This window comes from Crassaminicella profunda (assembly GCF_019884785.1).
Classification (GTDB): domain Bacteria; phylum Bacillota; class Clostridia; order Peptostreptococcales; family Thermotaleaceae; genus Crassaminicella; species Crassaminicella profunda.
Genome location: NZ_CP082326.1, coordinates 3,293,307 through 3,318,362 on the forward strand (window position 1 = coordinate 3,293,307; position 25,056 = coordinate 3,318,362).

The following is a 25,056-nucleotide window of genomic DNA, read 5'->3' on the forward strand; positions in this document are numbered from 1 at the left end:
TATCAAAACTTTTCAATCCAAGCAAGCAAATACATTATAGTAAAATTAATTGTTGGTAATAAACTAAATAAAAATGCTTTTTTGTATGATTTTAATTTGAATAATAATAATGATGTTCTTACAGATATAAAGATAACTATTGGAACTGAGACCATAGCCCAGAAAAATACCCATGTACAAAAATCTTTCGTTGAACATGGTGCATCAAATACCATTGGTGAAACCATTAATGCCACAATACTTAAAGGAAATATTAAACAAAATATAACATTAATAATTATTGTTATATTTTTAATAATTTTATTTTCTTTTTGGTTCATTAATTTTCGCCCCCCCTCAACTGAGAATATATTCCCCATATTCTACAATTGCGTTACAATGTATCAAAGATCACTCTCTAAATTATATACATTCTCAACATATGCATTCCAATTAGGTTTCTTATCAAAAAAAATTATAATTTTTCATAATATACTCTGGTTTAATTCTAAATTCCTTAGTAAGATTATTCTTTTTATCCGTTACTACAACCGTCTATTGACTATATATGCCATCTCTTTTTTCTCCTATTCATTAAATTTATAGTTATTGTAACCATGTATTAAATTGATGTATAGAAATATTTTAACATGATTTTCCAATTATTAAAGTATTGACACGCTTATTGGTATGAATAAACTTTATAAGAATTTTTGAAAAAAGGTAAAAAAATATAATAAGTTAAGTACCAATTACTTAACTTATTATTACTCCTCATGTTTATCTTTTACACGTTACTAATTTTTCACATCCAAGACCTTTAGCTCCTTGATAGTATAGTTCTTCTTTCAAAATTGAAAATCCATCCACTTGCCTACCCTGATCAATTATAACTGGTTCATTAGAAGCTTCTTCTCCAAACCCTATAAAGTATAAGATGAAGTATTCTTTTTCATTGCTTACTTTATACCCATTATGAATCTCTATTCCATAAATTCCATTTTCTGAAATATTGAATCGATTTATTTTATGTTTAGATATTAATCTTTTTGCTTTTCCATCATAATAAAACAATTGATTTGTTTGAGTATCTACATAGTAAATTCCAAATAGCTCTCATAAAAGTATCACGAATATATTTTAACATAATTTTATGATAACCAGGATATAGACAGGGAATGCTATATGTGAATAAACGATGTAAAAACTTTGAAAAAAAGGTAAAGAACTATAGAAAAGCTAAAAAATTTTTATCCCTATAAGTGTTTTATTACTTGCACACCTAAAAGGTGGGTATCGCAAGCACTACTACCATCTGCCTCTATAAGAGACTTTATTTCCTTGTATCTTCTTTTTTGATTCCTCTTATTGTTCTTGTATATATTTTCTTATTGTATCTTCAGTGATATTTCATTTATACAAATTTTCATCAAATGCTCCTCCTTCTTACTTCCAGCAATCTCTACATCATATTGATATTATTCCGAACTAGGCATATAATAAAATATATAAATCCTTTTTCTAGGAGCGAATAATTATGAAGTATCTAACGATAAAAGAAGTAGCACAAAACTGGAATATATCTGAACGGCGTATTCGTACCCTATGTAGTGATGGGCGAATAGAAGGTGCTAAACGCATGGGGTGGATGTGGTCTATTCCTGCGAATGCATTAAAACCCATAGATGCAAGAACAACACGTCATAAATCAAAACTGAAAGTGAGGTGTCTTCATATGAATTTTAAAATCATTGATAGTAAAAAGCAACAGCTTGACGATGCAAGACCACTAAGTAAACATACACTTCATTCTCTGCGTGAAAATATGTTTGTTGAGTGGACATATAATTCAAACGCTATTGAGGGGAACACATTAACCATATCAGAAACAAAAGTGGTCTTAGAGGGAATTACTATTGGTGGAAAATCGATGCGTGAACATTTAGAAGTTATTAATCATAAAGCTGCTATTTTGTTTCTAGAAGATCTAATCAAACAAAATGAACCTTTGTCTGAATGGAGTATTAAAAATATACATGGCTTAGTCCTCAAAAGTATTGATGATGAGAATGCTGGATCCTATAGAAAAGAAAATGTACTCATTAGTGGTACAAAACATAAACCCCCTCAGCATTTTATTGTAAAAGAACAAATGGAAGAACTAGTCTCTCTGTATAATGAAAAATGGAACAGTTTACATCCTATAGAGAGAGCAGCTATGTTACATGGTGAGTTTGTGAAAATACATCCATTTATAGATGGTAATGGAAGAACTGCAAGACTTCTTATGAACTTTGAACTTATGAAATCAGGGTTTCCACCTACTATTATTAAGGCAAATATGCGACCACAGTATTATGATCATTTGGATTTTGCACATACAAGTGGTGACTATAGATCGTTCGTGACCTTGGTAGCCAAGTGTGTGGAGGAGAGCTTAGATTTGTGGCTTAGTATAGTGTAACATAAATTATAAATATCATAACAAAAAGAGGGTACCTAGTATCCTCTTTCTTCAATCATAAACTAACACTATCATGCCATCAAACACTTATTCCTTTTCTTATAAACAAATTTTTAAGCAGATGTTAATTATTCTTTGATTTCATAATACAGTGCAACCTCTTTAAAAAATACTCAAATCCAATTCTTTTGATAAGTCTTCCAACACTTTGATTCCTGCAATACTATTCCCACTTTCATCAAGGGCTGGCCCTAAAACTCCTATTCCCATTTTTTTAGGTACAACAGCCATAATCCCTCCTCCGACACCACTTTTTGCTGGTAAACCTACCTTTACTGCAAATTTCCCTGACGAATCATACATACCGCAAGTTGTCATAACCGCCTTCACAATCTTGGAAATTTCTTTGGTTATAATCCTTTCCCCACTCATTGGTAATATCCCATCATTTGCAAGAACTGCCCCCATATAAGCAATGTCTTTACATGTAATCTCAATAGAACAAAGCTTAAAATATACATTCAATATTTCCTCTATATTCTCTTCAATAATCCCTGTACTTTTCATATAATAAGCTAACGCTCTATTTCTATCTCCCGTAGTTTTTTCCGAATAATAAATATTATTATTAATATATATATGATTATTGTTTGTAACTTTCTTCATAAAATCATAAACTCTATTAAACTTCTCTTTAGGGGTAAGTCCATTTACCATAGAAATGGTGGCAATTGCACCTGCATTAATCATGGGATTTAACGGTCTATGACCATTTTTTGTTTCAAGATTCACAATAGAGTTAAAACCATCTGCTGTAGGTTCTACACTAATCTTTTTAGATAACTTTTGAAAATCATTATCTATTAGCGCACATATAAAAGATACTATCTTTGATATACTCTGTATAGTAAATTTTACATCATAATCTCCAGCAAAATATTCTTCTCCTCTTATATCACAAATAAAAACCCCTAGATGATCAGCATCACTATTGGCTAACCCAGGGATATACGTAGCAATATTTCCATATTTTGTCCACTTCCTATTTTTTTCAACAATAGTCTCTAGCAAATCTTTCATGGTTCATCCACCATCCTTTTGTTTTTAAATGAAAATCTATTTAGTTCTTTATAGCTCTTATCTATAAATGACTCATTATTTAAACAAGCAGGCTCAAAGTTTACCTGCTTGTTTAAATTAGATTATAAAATCACCTGATCATCATTAGCTTTTTCCTATTCAGCTATTTTTTGTATCATCTCTTGAGCCTGCTCAAAAGAAATAATTTTTCCATACACACCATCTAATACTTTTAAAGAATTCTTGTGCAACTCTTCATTTAAAGCAGCTATACCTTCTTCTACAACATACATACTATAACTTTTATCTCCACCATCTCTTACAGCTGTTTCAATACATTCATTCGTTAAAACTCCTACTACAATTAATTGGTTGACACCTAAATTTTTAAGTACATAGTCTAAGTTTGTACTATTGAAAACACCTGATGCCGTCTTTGATATAACAATCTCATCATCCTTTGGTGCAACCTCTTTAATAAATTCAGCAGCCTTAGATCCTTTAGGCACTAAACATCCTATTCTTTTATGTTCTAAGCTACGATCTCTACCATCTCTTGTGAGTGCTTCAATTCTTACATGAATAATTTCTTGCCCTTGTTCTCTAAACAGATTTTGTAGTTTGCTTACTGTAGGGAACACTTTTTCTTTCAATCGTCTAAAATAATACGCATATTCAGGATCATTTTCTGTTGTATTAGAAAAAAAACCATAGCCAGGCGCTGCATCATGATATTGAATGTCAATACATAGCAATGCAACCCTTCCCTTTATTAAAGTTTCATTTTCAAATTCATGGTATAATCCCTTTATATTATTTTCCATCCTATCTCCTCATTTTCTTTATGATCTATTTGATGATTTCCTCGCTAAAAATTGCTTTATATTTTATCTCTTACATAGGACCCCATTTAATGATTACACTTAATATTAAAGCTGCCCAGCAAATAACAAATCCAATGACTGTATAGGGTAAAATATATTTTAACCATCTTCCATAAGGAACTCTACAAAGACCTAGCATAGCCATTAATCCTCCCAAAGTAGGTGTTACAATATTTGTAAGTCCATCACCAATTTGAAAAGCAAGAATTGCACTTTGTCTAGTTATACCAATCATATCCCCAACTGGAATCATAATAGGTAAAGTAACTAAAGCTTGTCCGCTTCCCCCAGGAATAAAAATGTTAATAACTGATTGTGTTATTGACATAAACACAACTGCTAGTAATGTAGGCAATTGTTCTAAAATAGATACAAAATTATATGCAATAGTATCACTAATATTTCCTTGATTCATAACGATTTGTATAGCTTGAGCTACCCCAATCAAAATAGCTGCCAGAGCACTTGGCTCTAAAGCCTTTGAGAATGTTTCTGATATTTCATTTACACTCAATCTTGCTACTATACCATTTACAATTCCTACAATGAGGAATACAGCAGAAATTTCGTTAATATACCAGCCCTTAGTAAATACACCAAATAGCATTACACCTAATCCTGCAACAAACACCAATAGCATTTGTATATCTTTAGATCTCATGTTGTATTCAGCAATTGGCTTTGATAATTGAAGCCCAGTAGTATCAATATTTTTTCCTAGAGCATGATCTTGATCCTTTAATATCTTTTTAAAATATCTTATATTGTAAAATACTAAAATAGTCAATAATATAAAAACGAGTCCACTTCTAAATAAATAGCCTGAGAATAATGGCATTTCAGCAATTTTATGTCCAATTCCCACTGTATATGGATTAAAAGGTGCTAATCCAAAGCCTACAGATATTCCTCCAATTGCCATACCTGCTCCTAATACCACATCGCCGCCAATGGCCAAACTGATTACTACAGCAATGGGAACCAATGCTATATTATTTTCATACCCAACAAATATTCCTAATACACCATATACATATGTCATAATTCCTACAATTACAAACTTCTTTTTAAGACCTAATTTCTTTACAAAAGTTCCTACTGTATTTTCTAGCATATGTGTTTTTTCCATGATTCCAAACATCATAGCTGCTGCAAATACGATAAATACAATATCTGCAATTTTCTTAAATCCTACAGGTATTGCTGTAAATATATCAAAAAATCCCACTGGACTTTTAGCAACACTTTCATAGGTTCCTGGAATGGTTCTAGATGCTCCATCTATTACTTCTCTTTCATAGGAACCTGCTGGAATGATATATGTGAGAATTGCTGCAAATATAACGATATAAAATAATAGTGCCAGAGGGTGAGGAATCATCTCTATAAAACTTTTGCCTTTTTTATTTTTATTTAACATAATTTTCCTCCTTTGTTTATTATATATTCATTGATTTAACTTTATTAACTATGGTAAAAAACATCCTTTGTAATAAATAATTTATGATGATACCTTTTCTCCTAAATCTATAATTGTATCTAATAAAACATCTGCCCCTTTGGCAATATGTTCTGAATCTGAGTATTCTTCTGGACAATGACTTCTTCCATTCTTACTCGGAATAAAAATCATAGCAGCATCGGTAAATTCAGCCATTATAAGGGTATCGTGTCCTGCACCGCTACCCATTACATCAAAGTTATAATTTCTCTTTTTCGTATTTTTAATAAGAAGATCTACTATTTTGTTAGATAATTTCACTGGGTTTGCATGATGATTTTTCTTGATTTTGTATTGGATATGATGATCTATTGCGATTTTTTCTATATATTCTTTCATATGAGTAATAATATGTTCTAACACCTTTTGGTCCATACTTCTAATATCCATCGTAATAGATACTTCTTGTGGAACAATATTGTATACATTAGGTTTTACTTCTACACATCCCACAGTTCCAACAGAATACATCTCTTGTTTTTTTGTAAATTCATTTAACTCAACAGCTATTTTAGAAGCCGCATAAAAAGCATCTTTACGCACATCCATAGGAGTTGTTCCAGAATGATCTGCTTGACCAAATAAAGTTACTTGATAAGAACTACTTCCAATAATAGCATTCACAAGTCCTAAACTTTTTTGATTATTTTCAAGTATAGGTCCTTGCTCACAATGAAGTTCGATCATAGCTTTTATATGATAATCTTTTCTTTTACATCTTTTTATCTCTTCATTGAATACATTTAAACTTTCGGCAGCTTCTTTTAAACTCATATTTTGATGATCACAGATTGTTTCTAATGCTTCTTCTTTTATTTTTCCCATAAACCAACTACTTCCGATAAAAGCAGAATTAAATCTTCCCCCCTCTTCTTCTGCAAAAGCCACTACCTCTATTGGATATTTTGTTTTGATCTGGTTTTCTTCCATAACCCTTAAAGCTTCTATTCCTGCTACAATTCCAGCAATACCATCATACTTTCCTCCATTTTTAACAGTATCTAAATGAGAACCTGCTACTATAGGAGGTAAGTTTTCTTCAGTTCCCTCCCTTCTACCAAAAATATTTCCTAGCAAATCCATTGAAACTTTTAGATTCGCTTCTTTCATTTTCTTAATGATATACTTTTTTGCTTGAATATCTTCTTGGGTATAAGAAAATCTTGTAAACCCTTCATCCTCTGCTACTGTAAATGTAGCTATATTTTGTAACATTTCCTCAATTCTTTCAGCATTGCAATACATACATTCCCCTCCAATTGTTTTAAATTAATTGTCATAATCAACCCTTTTATAAGATATATAAGCAAATTTTGTGCCAATTCAGGATGTATGAAATATTGTAATCCCTCTATGTATGAAATATGTGTTTTCAAGGGATTCATTTTTATTAGTTTTCCGAATATTCTACATTATCAATATTATAATGGGATTTCTTTATGGTATCTTATTTTAAATTCCCATTCATACCAAAACATGATATACTATGTATTAAAAATATAAAATAGTGGATGATTTAAATTCTGAATATTCCGAAAGGAGTCTGCTATGAAAAAGCGAAAAATTTCCTTATTGACAATTGATGAGAAAATAGCTAATTTTTTTATCAATGAACTAAATAATATTTTTAACAATATGTTGGAAATTGATTATTACAACCCACGCTTCCATCAAACGCCCTATATCTATGAGACAGATTTAATCCTCTATACAGATCCTAGTATATTAATAGCAATGATGAGTTATATAAAATGCAATGCTCCTATTTTAATGATGAAAAGAACTATTTCTAAGGTGGCTCTTGATAAAATCAAAAAAATCCCACCTAATACAAAATGTCTTGTAGCAAATATTAATAGTTTTATGGCTAACGAAACATTAGCAACTATTTATCAATTGGGAATGGATCATGTATCTCTTCATCCTTTTTATAAAGGACTTAAAACCATCCCGGATGATATTGATTATATTATTGCCCATGAACCTTATGAGTTTCTCCCTAATATAAACGCTGAAGTTATTATTATCGGTAACAGAGTTTTTGATATTTCTACAGTTTTAGACATCATCGCCCTATTAAATATTGACTCCTTAACTTCTGAAAATATCATTATGGAATATTCTTTTAAAGTACCTACCTTTTGGCAAGGTATAAAATATACTTTAGAAAACAAAAAAATATTGTCTTCTCAATGGAATATCCTTTTAAACGAATTATCCATAGGCGTTATCGTTGCAGACGAAAACAACAAAATCACTTTAGCAAATTCTCAAGTATACCATATACTAGGTATACAAAAAAATATTTTTGAAAATACATGTATTTCACAGGTTGCAGAAAAATACCCTCAGTTAAAAATCATTTTATCAGAGGATGAAATTGATAATGATTTATTCATCTATAAAAATCAAAAGCTCATATTAACCTTAAAAAAGGTAACTTTCAACAATTCCTATCATGGAAAAATTATTTTAATCAGTACCTATAACAATGTCATTAAAGTACAACAAAAAATTCACCAAAAAATTATTGGGAAAGGCTATTTTTCAAAATATACTTTTTCATCCATAATTGGTGAAAATGAAAGTCTTTTAGAATGCAAACAATTATGTAAAAAAGTAGCTGATTCAAATCCTACCATTCTCCTTATTGGTGAATCAGGAACCGGGAAAGAACTTTTCGCTGGTTCTATACACAACTATTCCTCTAGAAAAAAAGAACCCTTTGTAGCAATCAATTGCGCTACCCTTCCAGAATCCCTATTAGAATCAGAACTCTTTGGCTATGAAGAAGGTTCCTTTACAGGCGCTAAAAAAGGAGGAAAGATAGGTCTTTTTGAAATAGCAGATAAGGGCACCCTTTTTTTAGATGAAATTGGTGAAATTCCCCTAAGATTACAAGCTCGCCTATTACGAGTATTGCAAGAAAAAGAAATCATGAGGGTAGGTGGAGATTCTATTATAAAAGTCGATACAAGAATCATTGCCGCCACAAATAAAAACTTATTGAAGATGGTTGAGGATGGTACCTTTAGAAAGGATTTGTTTTTTCGATTAAATGTATTTCAATTTGATATTCCATCCTTACGTGAAAGAGTTGATGATATTCCCCTACTAATTGAATATTTCATGTGCCATCATGGTACAAAAAGAATTATTCATAAAGACTTTAAAATATTTTATAAAAATTACTCTTGGCCAGGGAACGTTCGAGAACTATTCAATGTACTAGAATATATGTTAAAAATCAGCGATAAAGATTTATCCTTTAATCTTCTTCCTCGCTACTTAAAAAAACAAGAGTATATCGACAAAAAAATTCCTAGTATAGGATTAAAATTAAGCCATATCTTTCTATTAAAAATATTAGAGCTAAGGAATGCTCATGAGATAAATGCAGGTAGGAGAAGTCTTTGCAAAGAATATTGTAAATCTTACTATAAAGTATCTGAATTAGAAATAAGAACAAAATTAGATGAATTAGCTAATGAAGAGTATTTAGTAGTAAATAAAGGTCTTAAGGGTTGCCAAATTACTCAGAAAGGCATAAATTTGTTAAAAGAAAATCATCTATAAACATAATTTTATGTAAAAGAAGAGGATCATTCATGATCTTCTTCTTTTATCCAAAACACATTGTAGTTATTCATTTATCTTTACAATAAAAATCTGCCTTTTCTAATAATTTTCCAACATCCAAAATATCAACACAAAAAGGTTCTACGAGCATTTTTGCACCTTTTGGCATCTCCTCTATACTATCTACCTTAAATGCAATATGTGGATTGTTTTGCATAATTTGTGGAAGAGGTGTGTTTTCTTCAAAACGAAGATATTCAAATTTCAATGGGTGCTCCTCGGGATCAGTAATATATACTTTCAAATCATCTGAATAAATTTCATTCGGTTGTTCTTTTGTTGTAGGTACCCCTACATGCATAAATACATTCATCTTTTATCCCTCCTCAATTATTTCTCATTTTTTATTGAATAGTAAAGCTCTAATGCATCTTTTGGATTAAAACCATTATGTACAATACTTCTTAGTGCTTTTATCATAGCTTTTGGATTTTCAGCTTGAAAAACATTTCTTCCCATATCCACACCAGCAGCACCTTCTTGAATGGCTCTGTATGCAATCTCTAATGCTTTTGCCTCTGATACTTTTTTGCCGCCTGCAATAACAATAGGAACAGGACATGCAGAAGTTATTTTCTCGAAATCTTTGCAATAATAAGTTTTGATAATATGTGCCCCAAGTTCTGCAATTATTCTTGTTGCAAGGAGAAAATATCTTGTTGTACGCTCCATTTCTTTTCCTACTGCAGTCACACCTAAAACAGGAATACCGTAGCGATTTCCTGCATCTATCGTTTTGCTTAGATTATTAAGTGTTTGACACTCTCCAGATGCTCCTACAAAAACTTGTATCGCCATACAACTAGCATTCATTCTTATTGCATCCTCTATATTTACACCAATTATTTCATGACTCATATCTTCTTTTAGTACAGAGCTACCTGCAGAACATCTAAGGGCTATTGCCTTATTCATTTTAGGCATAATCGTTGATCTTAAGGCTCCTCTGGTTGCCATCAATACATCTGCATCTTCAATCAAAGGAGGAATAGACAAATCTAATCTTTCAAGTCCTGCTGTAGAACCCATTATATATCCATGGTCAAATGCAAGCATCAAGGTTTTTCCTGTTTTAGGGTTAAATATTTTAGATAGGCGATTTTTCATTCCCCAATCCACGTGGTCCATACCTTTTACATGAAAGTTTTCCTTTTCTACTGGAATTCCTATCCCATAATTCTTAGTTATTATGTTGTCATCACGATCTGCCATATTTATTCCCCCTTCTTACCTAATAAAATATGGTGTCTTACAAGGTGCATTCCAATATCTTAGTAATTCATCATCCATTCTTGCTATACAAATTTGAAATCCTGCTGCTTCTTGAACAGTTAGTATTTCATCTACTACACTAGCTACAACCTCAATTCCCTTTTCTTCTAAATATTTATGGCATTTTCTATATACAATCAACTGCTCCATAAGTGTTGTCGCTCCTGAACCATTGATCATTACCATTAATTTTTCTCCTGTTTTTACATTCAAATCATTAAGCAAGGCATCCATCATGATTACGGCTGTTTCATCAGCAGTCTTCATCTTCATACGTCCGCCTCCACCTTCACCATGCTGTCCCATCCCCACTTCCATTTCATCTTCATCTAATGTAGAGATCATATTACCAGTAGCTGGATGAGTTGCACCCCTTGCAGCTACTGCAAGTGTTGCCATATTATCAGAAAACTTTTGAGCGATTTGTGCTACTTCCTCTAATGACTTTCCTTCAGCAGCAGCTCCTCCCGCTATCTTATATAGAGGAACACATCCCACCAAACCTCTTCTATCTTCTCCTCTTTCTCTTGGAGCATTAGAAATATCTTCTTGTGTAACCACTTTTATAACATTCATTCCTTCTTTTTGTACTGCTTTCATGGTTAGATTTCCTGTAAGCATATCACCCGCATGGTTGAGTACTACAAACAATACACCTTTTCCCTTATCTGCCATCTTTATAGCTTCTATACATCTTTGTGGTCCTGGAGCAGCACAAATATCTCCTGGAACAGAAATATCAACCATCCCATCTCCAACAAAACCACTTATTGCTGGCTCATGCCCCGTTCCCCCTAATGTAACAATTGTAACCCGGTCTGCATCCTTCAATTTTTTATTTACTATAAGATTATTTTCTGTAAGCTCAATAGTATCCCCATTGGATAATGCTAATCCTTCCAAAAGCTCCTGTGTTAGGTTTTTGGGACTGTTTATAAATTTTTTCATTTTCATTTTAATAGATCCCCCTTTAACTATTCTTTTCTATTCCCTTTACAAAGCCTTCAAAAAATAAAGATATAGATACTGCCCCTGGATCCTTATGACCTAAACTCTTTTCCTTTAAGTTTTTGGCTCTTCCAAATTTTGCAATAAAGTTAACCGTATTTTCCGCTCCTTCTTTGGCTACCTTTGCTGCATCCTTTAGCATTTCTTGCATGTTCTTATTCGAATTTTTGATCTCCTCAACAGCAGGAATAAATGCATCCATCATTGTTTTATCTCCTACTTTTGCATTAGAAATGCCTTTTAAAGCATCCATTGAAGAACTGAATATTTTTTTTAATATGTCCTTGTCTACTTCTTGTTCATCCTCTAACCCATCAGCAAGTCCTGTAAATATGGTTCCCCATAAAGGTCCTGCTGAGCCACCACTAACACCCATAATCTTCCATCCTAAATCATCAAAAAAATTCTTAAGCAAAATATCATTTTCCCATTTTTCTACAGCAGTCTCTATGACCTCTGCGATCTTATGTATTGTAACACCGTGATCTCCATCACCTGTTACAGAATCAAGTTCAGACAACATCTCATTGTTTTCTTTTAATATTTTTGCAGATGATTTCAGACCATTTTTCCAGTCTATAATGGTTAATTTCATATCCTCCCTCCTCTTTCTTTTTTATATTTTTCCTATAGTAATATTACGCTGGATATATTATGAATATCACTAAAATTAACATTTGTTATAACATTTGTTAATACAATATAGTAATTATACTTTTCTATTTCTAATTGGATCTATTAAGGAGGAAATCTATGATATATAACGAAGGTGAGATATTAAAACTTGTAGAAGTAGCAAAAATGTATTATGAAGAAAATATGACGCAAGCAAATATAGCAAAAAATCTCAAAGTTTCTAGACCACTTATTAGTAAGATGCTAACAAAGGCTCGTGAACTTGGTATTGTACATATTGAAATAAAATCTCCATATACCAGCAACACCTTTTTAGCAAATCAATTGAAAAGTTTATTCAATTTACAAGGAGGTATCATTACCCCTCAAGCAAATACAGAGTATTTAACAGAACAACTCATATTAGCTCATGCTTTTCATTATATTGAGGATATTTTAAATGAAGTAAATTATTTAGGCCTAGGGTGGGGATATGAAATAGAAGCTCTAATAAAAAAAATTGAATCAAGTGCAAGCATTCAAAATTTCAAAGGAGAAATATGTCCACTAATAGGAAGTGCTTCCATCCCTAATAGAGGCTATCATCCTAATGAAATAGTAAGAGTTTTTTCAGAAAAGACAGGAGGTACTCCACACTATATTTTTGCACCTGCATTTCCTGCTACAAAGGATGAGCAAGGTCTATATGTTCATACGGACAACTATCATAATATTTTTAAAATATGGTCTATCTTAGACACTGTTATCGTTAGTATCGATACTTATCCTTCTGTTCCAGATCAAGCTACTGCACTAAGATTTGGAAAATCTCTACATGAGAAAAAAGCTGTAGGAATGATTTTGTCTTACTATTTTGATAAATTAGGCAATATCATCAAAGGAGAAAATGATTATGCTATTCATATACCATTAGAAAAACTTAAAAAGATAAAAAGGGTTATTGGAATATGTACAAATACCAATAATATTTATTCCATTATAGGTGCATTGCAAACAGGACTTCTAACTCATCTTATTACAGATGAACAAACAGCATCCAATATCATAAAGAATCAAACTTAGAAAAATATGCAGGAAAAAGGATTGTCTATTCCTCTCCAAATAACTACTCTCATGATTTAGTTTTTGTTTTCAAATAATTAGGTATTTCATAAAAAAAGCCCCTAATAGTTTATCTCTGATTATTAATACTGTAGAATGTTTTTGTCCATCACAACATTCTACACCCAATCCCTTCGTATAAGAGATATACTCTAAATCAACATACCATATATAATGAATATTAGAAAGTAATCTCCAGGAATCTCTAACTCCTATTAGAAAAAACATAATCAATATACTGTTTCCCCATGAACATATAAAAGGTATTCCCGTTATCCATAACGAAGGTACTTTATATATAATGATTAAACTATGAATATAATAATTCAATAGGCTATTCATTTTGAGGAGGCTTTGCTGTGAAAAAAATATTGTTGGCATTCATGATTTTGTTTGTTTTAACTAGTTGTAATCAAAACAAAAGTATGAATAATGAAAAGGATACTTTCAACAATAAAATTTCTACATATAAAGAAATAATAAAAGATGGAAAAGTAGAAATCGATAGTATTTCATATGATATCAAATCAATCACGAAGATTACATATACATACGATGATAATGAGAATATTATAGAAAAAGTCATTACAAATGATGATTCTAAAATGCATATTGAGTATCTATATAAAAATAATCAACTAATTGAAGATAGACAATTCTCAAATGACGAATTATCATTTACTACTTACTACTATTATGAAGATAATCTGCTGCTAAAAAAGAGGACGATTTCTAAGGGCAATTTAGAAATCATTTCAGAGTATTCTTATGGTAATAAGATTAAGACCCAAACACATTACCGTTCAGACGGCAGCATATCCTTTATCTCAACCGCATACCTAGATGACCATGATAAGATATTGAAAGTCATTAATACTAAAGGAGACGGAAAGGTTATGACTTCAAGTACTTTCCATTATGATAATGATTTTTTGATCAAGGTAATTCGTGAGAGAGAGGGTGTTTGTATTACAACTTCTAATTACGCGTACAATAATGTTGGTGATAAAATTATGGATTACATTATCTTTCATGACAAAGTAAATACTTTGATAGCCATGTTCTATGACTATGAATATGATGAGAATTTATTACCTAAAACGGTTACAATCTATCGAGTACAGTCATCCATAGCAGATAAAGATATTAGGGACTATCCGTAATTTTTCACATTTAAAGCCTTTAGCTTCTTGATAGTATAGTTCTTTTTTCAAAATTGAAACGCTCTCTGTAAATTAAGTTTTTGCCCAACACCAACTTACATACTAACTCTCAAAAATCATAAATTTATTGATTAATTTCTATGTAAATGTGATTAAAAATGGGTAATCCATTATCCCACAGTGTTAAGAAGTAGTCTTCTTTCAAGGTTCTATTTCCAGGAAGTTTTCCATTTTCATCATATTTTTTCTTAGAATCATAAAAATATAATTCTTTCTTATCATTTTTATAGCCTATTAATGTCATATAGTGTTGCCATCTATAGCTTTGACCAATTAAAACGATAATAGGTTCTCCTTTTGCTAATCTTCTTTTTAAAGTTTCTAAATTTCCTTTAAATAATTTTGGTTTTAATTCCTTTGACTCAAAATAAGTTAAAATTCCTTTAGGAAAAACATAACCTGAAAAAGGAATTTTAAAAGGTATTTCTTCATATACCTGAAAGCCCTTAGCTTCTACTCCAAAATTACGCAAAATAAATGCAGTAGCATATGCTGCACATTTATTAGGTGGTTGTATCTCAAATCTATTTGTTTTTGATATGATAAAACTCTCAGGCTGACTAACTGATAAAGTATCTTTTTCTGGAAACGGATAAATAAGATAACTACTACATCCTAAAATACAAAATAAAATAACTACTATAAGAATTATAGCTTTCTTAAGGCTCTTATCATTTGCATCCATACTAGACTTCCCTCCCTGAAACATCAATACAATAATTCTGTCACATGCATAGATAAAAATTTCTTTAAAAAATATACTACCCATACATTTTAACATAATTTTACAACAATCAGCATATAGACAGAAATTTATCCATAACGCTTTTATTAAAAAACTTAGAAGTCTTGTTGATAACAGTCAAATAATTCATACTTTATCAACTTTTTATAAACAAAAGTTAATAAAAAAGAAGAAGACAGATAATAAATATCTCTTCTTCTTAATCTTTATCTAACCTAATAACATATTTAATTCTTTTAATATCCTTATTGGTCTACTAGAATGGCTTATCTTTTAGATAAATTTTTACTTTCCTCTGCTACAGCTTTTACTTCTTCTAGAGAACTCCCTATAGCTGCTTGTACAGATGCAGCAATACTTCCCTCTACAATAGGTGCGTCTGCTATGACTATTTTTTCTCTCATCTTATCTTCTAATAAATCCAAAGCAAGTTCTGTACTCAGAATAGCACTTCCTAAGTCTACAAGTATTAAAACCCCTTCTTCACTATATACTTTTTCAATGGCTGCCATAATTTTTGTAGCATCTGTTCCAATTCTTCCATCATCCGTTCCACCTGCAGCCTCGATTTTAACATTATCAGCCATTTGACTACAAAGTTCTACAATACCTTTAGCTATTTTTTCACTATGAGAAACAATTACCATTCCTACCATTTTCAAAACTCCTTTTATATTAAAGTATCTGCTATTGCCTTTATCATTAAATAGCTAGAAGTTGCTCCGGGATCTTGATGTCCTATACTCCGTTCTCCCAAATAACTAGCTCTTCCTTTTGTAGCAATAATATTTTTTGTTTTTTCAACACCTTCACAAGCAGCATAGGTAGCCTTATTAAAAGCTATAGATAATTCGTCCCCTTGTTCTATAGATTCTTTCAATGCTTCATATGCTGGAATTAATGCATCTAGCATTGTTTTTTCTCCTATTTGAGCTTTTCCTCTCATGACAATCCCTTTAATAGCTTCCTCAAACATTTTTATAATTGTTTTCTTATCTAATTCGATCTTGCCTTTAGCTACTATTGATGCTTTTAAAAATGCAGTTCCATAAAGAGGACCCGATGCCCCTCCTACTGTAGATATTAATGTCATAGCTGTTGTTTTTAAAATCTCTCCACAATCATCAGATTTAACTTCTTCTAGTTTTTTGGATACTGCAGCAAATCCTTTATTCATATTAATACCATGATCTGCATCCCCTATGGCAGCATCCAGCTCTGTTAATAATTGTTTGTTTTCATTCATCTTTATACCAATATTTTTTAATACCCTCACAAGCAATTCTCCTGTAATCATATACCACCCCTCCTCTGTCATTATTTGTTTATACTATATTTGCTTGAATGCTGGTGTATCTGCTTTTTCATCTAATAATTCTTTTAATTCATCATCAAGCTTTAATATGGATATTGAAAATCCTGCCATTTCAATGGAAGTCATATAATTTCCAACTATAGTTTTATAAGTCTTTATCCCTTTTTCTTTCAATATTTTATCTACTTCATTATTAGCAATATACAATTCCATAAGAGGTGTTCCTCCTAAACCATTTACCAAAACAACAACCTCTTCATTTTCATTGATTTGTATATCTGCTAATATTTTATCCATTAAATGTGTTACAATCTCTCTAGCATTCTTTATTTTATCTCTATGGGTTCCAGGCTCACCATGTATTCCTAATCCAATTTCCATTTCATCTTCTGGCAATTCAAAACCTGGTTTTCCAACTGCTGGTATAGTACAAGGGGTTAAAGCCATTCCCATAGATCTTACATTTTTTATAACCTTCTCTGCAATTCGTTTCACTTCATCTAACTTCAGCCCTTTTTCAGCAGCCGCTCCAGCAATCTTGTGTACAAAAATAGTTCCTGCAATTCCTCGTCTACCAGTAGTATATGTACTGTTTTCAACAGCAACATCATCGTTTACAACAACGCTCTCTACTTTAATACCTTCTGCATCAGCTAATTCCATAGCCATTTCAAAATTCATCACGTCACCTGTATAATTTTTGATTACTAAAAGTACACCTTTTCCTTGATCTACTGCTTTTATAGCTTCAAATACTTGATCTGGCGTTGGAGATGTAAAAACTTCTCCTGCTATAGCCCCATCTAACATTCCTTCTCCTACAAATCCTCCATGGGAAGGTTCATGTCCACTTCCTCCACCGCTGACTAAAGTTACTTTTTCTTTCAAATTTGCTCTAACTAACACATCAAAGCCTTCTACTCTTTTTACATATTCAGGATAAGCTTTTACAATCCCTTCTAGCATTTCATTGACTACATTTTCTGGATTATTAATAATTTTTTTCAAAATCTATTCCTCCTCTACATTATAAATAGAAATATAAACACCCGGCAAAAGTAGTTATGCTATTTTCAATAGTCATTTGATTGCCTCCTTTTTAATTATATTTTTATACCCTCGTATTTATTCTGCTCCTAAATAGTTTTCAAGTTTTTATGCTACAATGCCATATGAAGCCATACTCCATCATTATTATAAATACCAACTTAATGTTTTAAAAACCACATTGTTCCTATAATACTAAAAGCTGATAAGATTTATCATGAATTGATAAATTTTATCAGCTTTATCCTATATGAAAGAATATTTCAACTCCATTTCAATATTCAAAGGCACTTATGAAGCATTAACATTTCTAAACTGACTATTATAAAGGGACGCATAAAAACCCTTCATATTTAATAACTCTTCATGATGCCCTTGCTCTACAATATCTCCATCCTTCATAACAAGAATTAAATCTGCATCACGAATGGTTGACAGTCTATGAGCAATAATAAAGCTTGTTCTTCCTTTCATTAGATTTTCCATTGCCTTTTGAATCAGTACTTCTGTACGTGTATCAACAGAGCTTGTTGCCTCATCAAGGATTAATATTTTAGGATCTGATAAAATTGCACGAGCAATGGTCAATAGTTGCTTTTGTCCTTGAGATATGTTACTTGCTTCTTCATTTAGCTCCATATTGTATCCATTTGGTAACATCTTTACAAAGTTTTCTACATGTGCTGACTTGGCTGCTTCAATTACTTCTTTATCTGTAGCATTGAGTCTGCCATAACGAATATTTTCCATAATTGAACCATTAAACAACCAAGTATCTTGAAGCACCATCCCAAACATATTACGTAAATCTTCTCTCTCAAAATCTCTTATATCGTGTCCATCAATGGATATAACCCCACCCTGTACATCATAAAAACGCATTAAAAGCTTAACAATAGTTGTTTTGCCAGCTCCTGTTGGTCCTACAATGGCTACCTTTTGTCCTGATTTGATGCAAGCTGAAAAATTCTTTATAATAGTCTTGTCTTTCGTATATCCAAATTGAACATCTTCAAATGCAACTTTCCCCTTAACATCTCTAAGCTTAACTGGATTTTCTACTTCTAAAACCTCTTCTTCCTCTTCTAAGAATTCAAAAACTCTTTCAGCAGCTGCTACCGTTGATTGAAGAACATTAGCTATTTGAGCTACTTGAGCTATTGGTTGAGTAAAACTTCTAACGTATTGCACGAATGATAAGATATCTCCCACTTCAATCGTCTTTTTTATGGCAAGCCATCCGCCTAAAATAGATACAGCTACATAGCCTATATTTCCAATAAAGGTCATAATAGGCATCATCATTCCAGATAGAAATTGAGACTTCCATGCAGAATAGTACAGGGTGTTATTTAGCTCTTCAAATTGTTGAACAGCTTCTTCTTCTCCGTTAAATGCTTTCATGATATTATGGCCACCATAAATTTCTTCTACATGACCATTCACATGACCTAAAAACTCCTGTTGAGACTTAAAGTATTTTTGTGATTTCTTTACTACTGCCATGACTAAGATCATTGATGCTGGTAACATTATTAATGCCACCAACGTCATTTGCCAGCTTATTGATAGCATCATGATGAGGACACCAATGATTGTAATAACAGATGTTATAATCTGTGACATACTTTGGTTTAATGTTTGGCTTACCGTATCAACATCATTTGTAACCCTTGATAATACTTCTCCATGAGTCTTCCTATCAAAGTATTTAAGTGGCATACGGTTGATTTTTTCTGAAATTTCTTTTCTTAAATGATAAGATACCTTCTGTGCTACTCCTGAAATGATATAACCTTGTACGATTGAAAATAAGGCACTCATTATATACAATCCCAAAAGCCAAATCACGATATTTCCTATATATGCAAAGTCAATTGAAGCACCTTCTACTCCCATCACCTTGCTTACTAAACCTTCAAAAATTTTTGTTGTAGCCTTACCTAAAATCTTAGGACCTACTATAGAAAAAGCTGCACTCCCTATGGCAAAAATAATTACAATAGTAATTGATAAGCTATAGGGTTTCAGATACTTTACTAATTTATTCATCGTCCCCTTAAAATCTTTGGCTTTCTCAGTTTTTCCCATGCCACCCATGTGACCTCCACCAAAGCCACCTGACCTTTTATTCCCTATTTTTCTATCATTCATGATGAAAGCTCCTCCTTTGAAAGTTGCGATAAAGCAATTTGCTTATAAACATTACAGTTTTCCATAAGCTCCTTATGAGTACCATTTCCTACGATTTTCCCTTCATCAAGAACAATAATCTGATCCGCATCCATTATTGTACTGATTCTTTGTGCCACAATTAAAACAGTACTTTCTAAAGTATCCTCTTTTAATGATTTTCGTAATGCTGCATCTGTCTTAAAATCAAGAGCTGAAAAACTATCATCGAATATAAATATTTCAGGCTTTTTAACAAGGGCACGGGCAATGGAAAGTCTTTGCTTTTGACCTCCTGAAACATTCGTACCCCCTTGAGATATCTCTGCACCTAATCCTTCAGTTTTAGTACGAATAAATTCCATAGCTTGAGCTGTCTCTGCTGCCTTTACTAATTCTCTTTCTGTTGCATCCTTCTTCCCGTATTGAATATTGCTTTGTATCGTCCCTGAGAATAAAACTCCCCTTTGTGGTACATAGCCAATCTTTTCTCTTAATTCTCGTTGTGGTACTTCTCTGATATCCGTACCATCTACTAATATTTTTCCATTTGTAGCATCATAAAAACGTGTAATCATATTTATTAGCGTTGTTTTACCACTACCTGTACTTCCAATAAACGCTGTGGTTTTCCCAGGCTTTGCAGTAAAAGTAATGTTTGAAAGCACATCTTCTTTTGCACTTGGATATCTAAAAGAAACATTCTTAAATTCTACATAACCCTGTCTTTCTGCTTTGAAAAGAGTTGGTTCCTTTGGATCATAAATACTCACCTCAGTATCTAAAACTTCAACGATACGTTGTGCTGATACAGAAGCACGAGGTAACATGATGGATACCATTGAAATCATTAAGAAAGCCATAATAATCTGCATGGTATATTGTATGAAAGCCATCATATCACCTACTTGAATATTACCTGCATCAATCTGATGTGCTCCTACCCATACAATCAATAAGGTTATACCATTCATAATCAGCATCATCATTGGCCTCATTACTGTCATTAAACGATTTATAAACAAATTGGTTTTTGTCAAATCTTGATTTGCTTTTTCAAATTTCTTTTCTTCATGCTTTTGCGTATTAAAAGCACGGATGACTAGCATACCGATTAAGGATTCACGAGTTATTAGATTTAGCCTGTCTACTAGCTTTTGTACACTCTTAAACTTAGGAATAGCTACTGAAAATAATAAAATCACTAATGTTAAAATTGCCATAACTGCAACTGCTATAATCCATCCCATGGAAGTATCCGTATTAAGTACCTTAATGATTCCACCTATCCCTAGAATCGGTGCATAGAATACCATTCTAAGTAACATGACCATCAGGGTTTGTACCTGTTGAATATCATTTGTACTTCTTGTTATTAAAGAAGCCGTTGAGAATTTATCAAATTCTGCATTGGAAAAGGTTGTAACCTTTCTAAATAACTTATCTCTAAGATTTCTTCCAAGACCTGCTGCTACTCTTGCAGCAAGCAGACCTACTATAACTGTAGCTCCCATACTAAGTAAAGCTATAAGCAACATTTTTAAACCTGCAATAAGAATATAATTTGATTGAAGCTTATCTGTATCTATGCCTATGGTTTTGTACTCCTCATGAAGAAATATCACCGCTGACTGGGTAATCATACTGTTAGGCATATCCTTAAACTTCTCATCAATCTTTTCTTTCATTGCCTTAATTTGCTCTTTGGGCATCTGTGAAATAATTGTAAATAGATCTGTATTCAAGGGAATATTCCCTTGATCTATTTCTCCCTTTTTAATTCCCTCAACAATTAATATGGGCTTCCCAAATATACTGTTCAGTTCATCTATTTGATCTTCATCTTTTGTATTAAGCTTATAAAGTGGCGTCTTTCTAAGTTCTGAATAGTCCTTAATATAATCTTGTAACTCACTTTGAGAAAGACGTTGCTTATCTAAAAGAATATAACTTTTTTCTACCTTTTTCTGATCATCTTCATTCATAAAGAGCTTAAGTTTATCCAACTCACTTTTACGAATTACTTTAGGAACTGCGTTTTCTACTCCCCCTTGCTGAATTCCCACATTTACAATATTAGACATATAATCTGGAAGTGATAGGTCACATATAGCTTGCACGAATAAAAGACCTATAATCACAATAATTATAGCTATAAACGGTTTTAGATACTTCATGATCTTTAACATTTAATACATCTCTCCCTTTATTTTCTAGTTCTGCTAGTCCAATGTTCACTATTCTGGTATGAAAAATATGTTATTAGAAAATTTATAAATATGACCTTTTTTATTTTTAAATATATAATCATTATATATTCATAACTATTATATTTTAATAACGTCTATATGTCAATAATGTTTAAAATTGTATAATAGTTATGAATATATTATAATGTAAACATAGATTATAGAATTAACATAAGGAGGCTAAAATGCATAAAGTTGAACTAAAGAAACTCTCTGAAGACTTATATCATTTATTCTTACATTTGCATAAGAAAATTTTTGATCCACACGAAATAATAAAAAATTTTTCTATCCCCCCCTCTCATGTTAAAGTGATTATGTATCTTAGACATAATGGTACCTCTTCAATTTCTGGAATTGCTAAGAATCTGACAATATCTAGACCTAACATGACACCAATCATTGATAAATTAATTACTGAAGACATGGTTAAAAGATATTATGACCCAAATGATAGAAGAATTATCAGAATTGAACTAACAGATAAAGCTCATGAATTTATAAAAGAGCAAGAAGAAAAAATAAAAATTGACCTGGGCAAAAAAATATCCTCTCTTAATTCTGAGGATTTAGAAACTCTAAGAGAGCATATAGTAGGTATTACAGACATCATTTTAAAAGTAAAATAAATTTCTAACATTTACTTTTTCACACTAAAACCATTATTTAAATAAACGGAACATAAATTTTTGTATTATTAAAGAGGATGATCAATTCATCCTCTTTAATAATACAAATTGTTATTATTTTTTGTTGTCTGTTCATCAATACAAGCTAAATTCTTATATTTAATTTCACCTTATTTCCTGTATATTGAAAAAAGCTATATGAATAAGAACCTTTCCTCAATCTATCTCTTCTTCTATTCCTATTATTTTCATGAGATGTAGCGCATTCCTTGTGGTAGAAATACCTGGTCTTAGTTTGTAATCAAAACAAATTTGATCATCCTTATAATATTCTTGAAAATGGTAATTTTTAATTGTATTTTCCTTTTCCAAGATACCTAACTCAAGATCATGGGTTGACACAAGACCTATAGCTCCATTGTTCTGTAATTTTTTAATTAACTTTTTTGCACCTATATGTCGATCATAGGAGTTTGTCCCTTTAAATATTTCATCAAGTAAGAAAAATACTTGTTTATCTTCTTTAGTTGCCTTTACAATTTCTTTAATCCTTAACAACTCTCCATAGAAGGAGGAGATCCCTTTTTCAAGATTATCACTTATTCTCATGCATGTATGTATGCTGAAAATTGAACATGTCATATTGCTTGCACATACTGGTGCCCCTACATAGGCAAGAATCAAATTAATTCCAATCGTCCTCAAAAAAGTACTCTTTCCAGACATATTAGATCCAGTTATTAATAATATTCGAAAAGGATCTTGTATATTTACATCATTACATACTCGTTTATTGGCGAGCAAAGGATGTCCTATTTTCTTGACTTGAAGAATTGAAGGCTTTTCTGTAATTTTAGGAATTGTCCAGTTTGGATAATCATATGCTATGGTTCCTAAACTAGATAGTGCTTCAATTTCACCTATTTTTTGTAACCATACCTCAAGTATTAATCCAGATTCACTTTTCCAACGTTCTAGTTCAATTAAGCATTGATAATCCCATAGAGAAATCACATTGATTGGTAAAAATAACATATTGTTTCGGTTTTCAATTCTATCAACTAGATCTTCTAGCCTTTTCAATTGTCTCATTGCTGATAAACCTTTATTGTTCCTTAGACTAGTCTTTAATTCCCTAAGATACTCAGACTGAAAATTCACTTTTTCAAAGTGTCTTAATATCCTTCTGTACGCCAATATACTTTTTTTGTACTTATATACCAAAGCAAACTCTCTATTCCGCTTTTTTATATTAATGAAAATAAGCATAAACTGAAATATTATAAGAATTATTGGAATACTTTTGATGATACTATTGGCTACAAAGGCTAACAAGAAAGTACCAACTGTAACAAGGGGTAATGCTCGAAAGACTATAATCATCCAAGAATTCATATATAATAAATGTTTAGTTTTTGCCCAGTTTATTAAAACTTCAAGATTCCTACTTTTTTCTGTAACCATTCTTCCTTCGACCTGAAGCTTATGCCTCCACCATCTCTTAGTAGATAATTCACTGATTGCTTTCTGTCTTTTAATGATTGTCTCTTTATCACTATAGGGGTGAGTCAAAATATCCGCAAGCTTAATTCTTCCCATATACGTATTCCCTGAATTGATCCATTGGAAGAGAGATCCTTGTCCTAAAATATCAATATCATAAGAAAAATTGTGATTTTCATCTTGAAAATCATCTCCCTTATCGTTAAACTCCGTCCATCTGCCCTCTAGTCTCATAATAGAATCAACATTTACTTTTTTAAGAATAGATACATATTTATATTTTTCCTTAAGTCTTCTACTTCTGCAAACAAGATAAACAAACAATATAGTCCCAAACAAAGATATTACCCAAGAAATCAGATATCTTTCCATGCTGTTTACAAAACTTACACTAGCAATTATAGCTACTACAACTACAAGCCTTAGATTACTAATACAAGCTATGTTTTTTGATAGCTTATCTACTAATCGTCCGTAATATTTAACTCTTTTTTCATATACCTCCCTTGAATCCATAATTCCCCACCTCCTTTAGGCTTAAAAATAAAAGTAACTACTTGACTATATTAGATTTTATTAATTATTATTTGTAAGATTCCTCAGTAAATT

The 25,056-nt window shown here is 31.6% G+C and carries 22 protein-coding genes; 5 read left to right on the plus strand and 17 right to left on the minus strand.

Features of this window, described 5'->3' with window-relative positions; genetic code table 11:
* Nucleotides 1-2: 2 nt before the first annotated feature.
* Nucleotides 3-320, minus strand: coding sequence for a hypothetical protein (locus K7H06_RS15345; RefSeq protein WP_223036909.1), 318 nt, complete (start codon nucleotides 318-320; stop codon nucleotides 3-5).
* Between the two features lie 439 nt (nucleotides 321-759).
* A complete protein-coding gene (locus K7H06_RS15350) occupies nucleotides 760-1,053 on the minus strand; it encodes a hypothetical protein (protein WP_223036910.1) in 294 nt (97 codons plus the stop codon).
* 463 nt (nucleotides 1,054-1,516) lie between these two features.
* Here K7H06_RS15350 and K7H06_RS15355 point away from each other — a divergent pair, with 463 nt between their 5' ends.
* Nucleotides 1,517-2,443 (plus strand): Fic family protein, encoded by a 927-nt coding sequence (locus tag K7H06_RS15355; RefSeq protein ID WP_223036911.1) that lies wholly within the window; start codon nucleotides 1,517-1,519, stop codon nucleotides 2,441-2,443.
* Nucleotides 2,444-2,605: 162 nt separating this feature from the next.
* Here K7H06_RS15355 and glsA read toward each other — a convergent pair whose 3' ends face one another.
* The 4 genes from glsA to K7H06_RS15375 form a co-directional block, all read right to left on the minus strand.
* Entirely contained in the window at nucleotides 2,606-3,523 is a 918-nt protein-coding gene (gene glsA / locus K7H06_RS15360; RefSeq protein WP_223036912.1) for a glutaminase A, read from the minus strand.
* A gap of 155 nt (nucleotides 3,524-3,678) precedes the next feature.
* Nucleotides 3,679-4,347 carry a cysteine hydrolase family protein gene (locus tag K7H06_RS15365; protein ID WP_223036913.1) on the minus strand — a complete coding sequence of 223 codons (669 nt, stop codon included), beginning with the start codon at nucleotides 4,345-4,347 and terminating at the stop codon, nucleotides 3,679-3,681.
* A gap of 70 nt (nucleotides 4,348-4,417) precedes the next feature.
* Entirely contained in the window at nucleotides 4,418-5,827 is a 1,410-nt protein-coding gene (locus K7H06_RS15370) for a YfcC family protein (RefSeq protein ID WP_223036914.1), read from the minus strand.
* Between the two features lie 81 nt (nucleotides 5,828-5,908).
* On the minus strand, nucleotides 5,909-7,153 hold the full coding sequence (locus K7H06_RS15375) for a M20 family metallo-hydrolase (RefSeq protein ID WP_223036915.1): 1,245 nt from the start codon (nucleotides 7,151-7,153) through the stop codon (nucleotides 5,909-5,911).
* 303 nt (nucleotides 7,154-7,456) lie between these two features.
* Between K7H06_RS15375 and K7H06_RS15380 the strand changes: the two genes are divergently transcribed.
* The gene (locus tag K7H06_RS15380; protein WP_223036916.1) at nucleotides 7,457-9,484 is read left to right on the plus strand and encodes a sigma-54 interaction domain-containing protein; all 2,028 of its coding nucleotides are present in this window, start codon (nucleotides 7,457-7,459) and stop codon (nucleotides 9,482-9,484) included.
* Between the two features lie 70 nt (nucleotides 9,485-9,554).
* On the opposite strand, the gene K7H06_RS15385 is transcribed toward K7H06_RS15380, so the two are convergent.
* From K7H06_RS15385 to dhaL (K7H06_RS15400), 4 genes are read right to left on the minus strand one after another with little or no spacing between them, the layout of a single operon-like run.
* Entirely contained in the window at nucleotides 9,555-9,860 is a 306-nt protein-coding gene (locus K7H06_RS15385; protein WP_223036917.1) for a hypothetical protein, read from the minus strand.
* A 17-nt stretch (nucleotides 9,861-9,877) separates the two neighbouring features.
* Nucleotides 9,878-10,759 (minus strand): 3-hydroxy-5-phosphonooxypentane-2,4-dione thiolase, encoded by an 882-nt coding sequence (gene lsrF, locus K7H06_RS15390; RefSeq protein ID WP_223036918.1) that lies wholly within the window; start codon nucleotides 10,757-10,759, stop codon nucleotides 9,878-9,880.
* A 15-nt stretch (nucleotides 10,760-10,774) separates the two neighbouring features.
* On the minus strand, nucleotides 10,775-11,773 hold the full coding sequence (locus tag K7H06_RS15395) for a dihydroxyacetone kinase subunit DhaK (protein WP_223036919.1): 999 nt from the start codon (nucleotides 11,771-11,773) through the stop codon (nucleotides 10,775-10,777).
* A gap of 16 nt (nucleotides 11,774-11,789) precedes the next feature.
* Nucleotides 11,790-12,422: a dihydroxyacetone kinase subunit DhaL gene (gene dhaL / locus K7H06_RS15400; protein ID WP_223036920.1), complete on the minus strand. Its 633-nt coding sequence runs from the start codon at nucleotides 12,420-12,422 to the stop codon at nucleotides 11,790-11,792.
* A 158-nt stretch (nucleotides 12,423-12,580) separates the two neighbouring features.
* On the opposite strand from dhaL (K7H06_RS15400), the gene K7H06_RS15405 reads away from it, so the two are divergent.
* The gene (locus tag K7H06_RS15405; RefSeq protein ID WP_223036921.1) at nucleotides 12,581-13,525 is read left to right on the plus strand and encodes a sugar-binding transcriptional regulator; all 945 of its coding nucleotides are present in this window, start codon (nucleotides 12,581-12,583) and stop codon (nucleotides 13,523-13,525) included.
* Nucleotides 13,526-13,923: 398 nt separating this feature from the next.
* The gene (locus K7H06_RS15410; protein ID WP_223036922.1) at nucleotides 13,924-14,727 is read left to right on the plus strand and encodes a membrane lipoprotein lipid attachment site-containing protein; all 804 of its coding nucleotides are present in this window, start codon (nucleotides 13,924-13,926) and stop codon (nucleotides 14,725-14,727) included.
* 124 nt (nucleotides 14,728-14,851) lie between these two features.
* Here K7H06_RS15410 and K7H06_RS15415 read toward each other — a convergent pair whose 3' ends face one another.
* From K7H06_RS15415 to K7H06_RS15440, 6 genes are all read right to left on the minus strand, one after another.
* Nucleotides 14,852-15,472: a C39 family peptidase gene (locus K7H06_RS15415; RefSeq protein ID WP_246637550.1), complete on the minus strand. Its 621-nt coding sequence runs from the start codon at nucleotides 15,470-15,472 to the stop codon at nucleotides 14,852-14,854.
* A 326-nt stretch (nucleotides 15,473-15,798) separates the two neighbouring features.
* Nucleotides 15,799-16,188, minus strand: coding sequence for a dihydroxyacetone kinase phosphoryl donor subunit DhaM (dhaM, locus tag K7H06_RS15420; RefSeq protein WP_223036923.1), 390 nt, complete (start codon nucleotides 16,186-16,188; stop codon nucleotides 15,799-15,801).
* A 14-nt stretch (nucleotides 16,189-16,202) separates the two neighbouring features.
* Entirely contained in the window at nucleotides 16,203-16,829 is a 627-nt protein-coding gene (dhaL, locus tag K7H06_RS15425; protein ID WP_223036924.1) for a dihydroxyacetone kinase subunit DhaL, read from the minus strand.
* Between the two features lie 33 nt (nucleotides 16,830-16,862).
* A complete protein-coding gene (gene dhaK, locus K7H06_RS15430) occupies nucleotides 16,863-17,855 on the minus strand; it encodes a dihydroxyacetone kinase subunit DhaK (RefSeq protein WP_223036925.1) in 993 nt (330 codons plus the stop codon).
* Between the two features lie 330 nt (nucleotides 17,856-18,185).
* The gene (locus K7H06_RS15435) at nucleotides 18,186-20,048 is read right to left on the minus strand and encodes an ABC transporter ATP-binding protein (RefSeq protein ID WP_223036926.1); all 1,863 of its coding nucleotides are present in this window, start codon (nucleotides 20,046-20,048) and stop codon (nucleotides 18,186-18,188) included.
* Nucleotides 20,045-22,255, minus strand: coding sequence for an ABC transporter ATP-binding protein (locus tag K7H06_RS15440; protein WP_223036927.1), 2,211 nt, complete (start codon nucleotides 22,253-22,255; stop codon nucleotides 20,045-20,047). The genes K7H06_RS15435 and K7H06_RS15440 overlap by 4 nt, the downstream gene beginning before the upstream one ends.
* Nucleotides 22,256-22,500: 245 nt before the next feature.
* On the opposite strand from K7H06_RS15440, the gene K7H06_RS15445 reads away from it, so the two are divergent.
* Nucleotides 22,501-22,944: a MarR family winged helix-turn-helix transcriptional regulator gene (locus K7H06_RS15445; protein ID WP_223036928.1), complete on the plus strand. Its 444-nt coding sequence runs from the start codon at nucleotides 22,501-22,503 to the stop codon at nucleotides 22,942-22,944.
* Between the two features lie 216 nt (nucleotides 22,945-23,160).
* On the opposite strand, the gene K7H06_RS15450 is transcribed toward K7H06_RS15445, so the two are convergent.
* Nucleotides 23,161-24,963: a MutS family DNA mismatch repair protein gene (locus K7H06_RS15450; protein WP_246637551.1), complete on the minus strand. Its 1,803-nt coding sequence runs from the start codon at nucleotides 24,961-24,963 to the stop codon at nucleotides 23,161-23,163.
* Nucleotides 24,964-25,056 lie beyond the last annotated feature (93 nt).

Excerpts from the sequence above, each read along its gene's own strand:
- K7H06_RS15415 (WP_246637550.1), bottom strand. The coding sequence starts at position 15,472 with ATGGATGCAAATGATAAGAGCCTTAAGAAAGCTATAATTCTTATAGTA.
- K7H06_RS15365 (WP_223036913.1), bottom strand. The coding sequence starts at position 4,347 with ATGGAAAATAATATAAAGGGATTATACCATGAATTTGAAAATGAAACT.
- K7H06_RS15435 (WP_223036926.1), bottom strand. The coding sequence starts at position 20,048 with ATGAATGATAGAAAAATAGGGAATAAAAGGTCAGGTGGCTTTGGTGGA.
- dhaL (WP_223036924.1), bottom strand. The coding sequence starts at position 16,829 with ATGATTACAGGAGAATTGCTTGTGAGGGTATTAAAAAATATTGGTATA.
- K7H06_RS15375 (WP_223036915.1), bottom strand. The coding sequence starts at position 7,153 with ATGTATTGCAATGCTGAAAGAATTGAGGAAATGTTACAAAATATAGCT.
- dhaL (WP_223036920.1), bottom strand. The coding sequence starts at position 12,422 with ATGAAATTAACCATTATAGACTGGAAAAATGGTCTGAAATCATCTGCA.
- K7H06_RS15345 (WP_223036909.1), bottom strand. The coding sequence starts at position 320 with ATGAACCAAAAAGAAAATAAAATTATTAAAAATATAACAATAATTATT.
- K7H06_RS15440 (WP_223036927.1), bottom strand. The coding sequence starts at position 22,255 with ATGTTAAAGATCATGAAGTATCTAAAACCGTTTATAGCTATAATTATT.
- K7H06_RS15395 (WP_223036919.1), bottom strand. The coding sequence starts at position 11,773 with ATGAAAATGAAAAAATTTATAAACAGTCCCAAAAACCTAACACAGGAG.
- glsA (WP_223036912.1), bottom strand. The coding sequence starts at position 3,523 with ATGAAAGATTTGCTAGAGACTATTGTTGAAAAAAATAGGAAGTGGACA.
- K7H06_RS15445 (WP_223036928.1), top strand. The coding sequence starts at position 22,501 with ATGCATAAAGTTGAACTAAAGAAACTCTCTGAAGACTTATATCATTTA.
- K7H06_RS15355 (WP_223036911.1), top strand. The coding sequence starts at position 1,517 with ATGAAGTATCTAACGATAAAAGAAGTAGCACAAAACTGGAATATATCT.
- K7H06_RS15385 (WP_223036917.1), bottom strand. The coding sequence starts at position 9,860 with ATGAATGTATTTATGCATGTAGGGGTACCTACAACAAAAGAACAACCG.
- K7H06_RS15380 (WP_223036916.1), top strand. The coding sequence starts at position 7,457 with ATGAAAAAGCGAAAAATTTCCTTATTGACAATTGATGAGAAAATAGCT.
- dhaM (WP_223036923.1), bottom strand. The coding sequence starts at position 16,188 with ATGGTAGGAATGGTAATTGTTTCTCATAGTGAAAAAATAGCTAAAGGT.
- lsrF (WP_223036918.1), bottom strand. The coding sequence starts at position 10,759 with ATGGCAGATCGTGATGACAACATAATAACTAAGAATTATGGGATAGGA.
- K7H06_RS15370 (WP_223036914.1), bottom strand. The coding sequence starts at position 5,827 with ATGTTAAATAAAAATAAAAAAGGCAAAAGTTTTATAGAGATGATTCCT.
- K7H06_RS15405 (WP_223036921.1), top strand. The coding sequence starts at position 12,581 with ATGATATATAACGAAGGTGAGATATTAAAACTTGTAGAAGTAGCAAAA.
- K7H06_RS15450 (WP_246637551.1), bottom strand. The coding sequence starts at position 24,963 with ATGGATTCAAGGGAGGTATATGAAAAAAGAGTTAAATATTACGGACGA.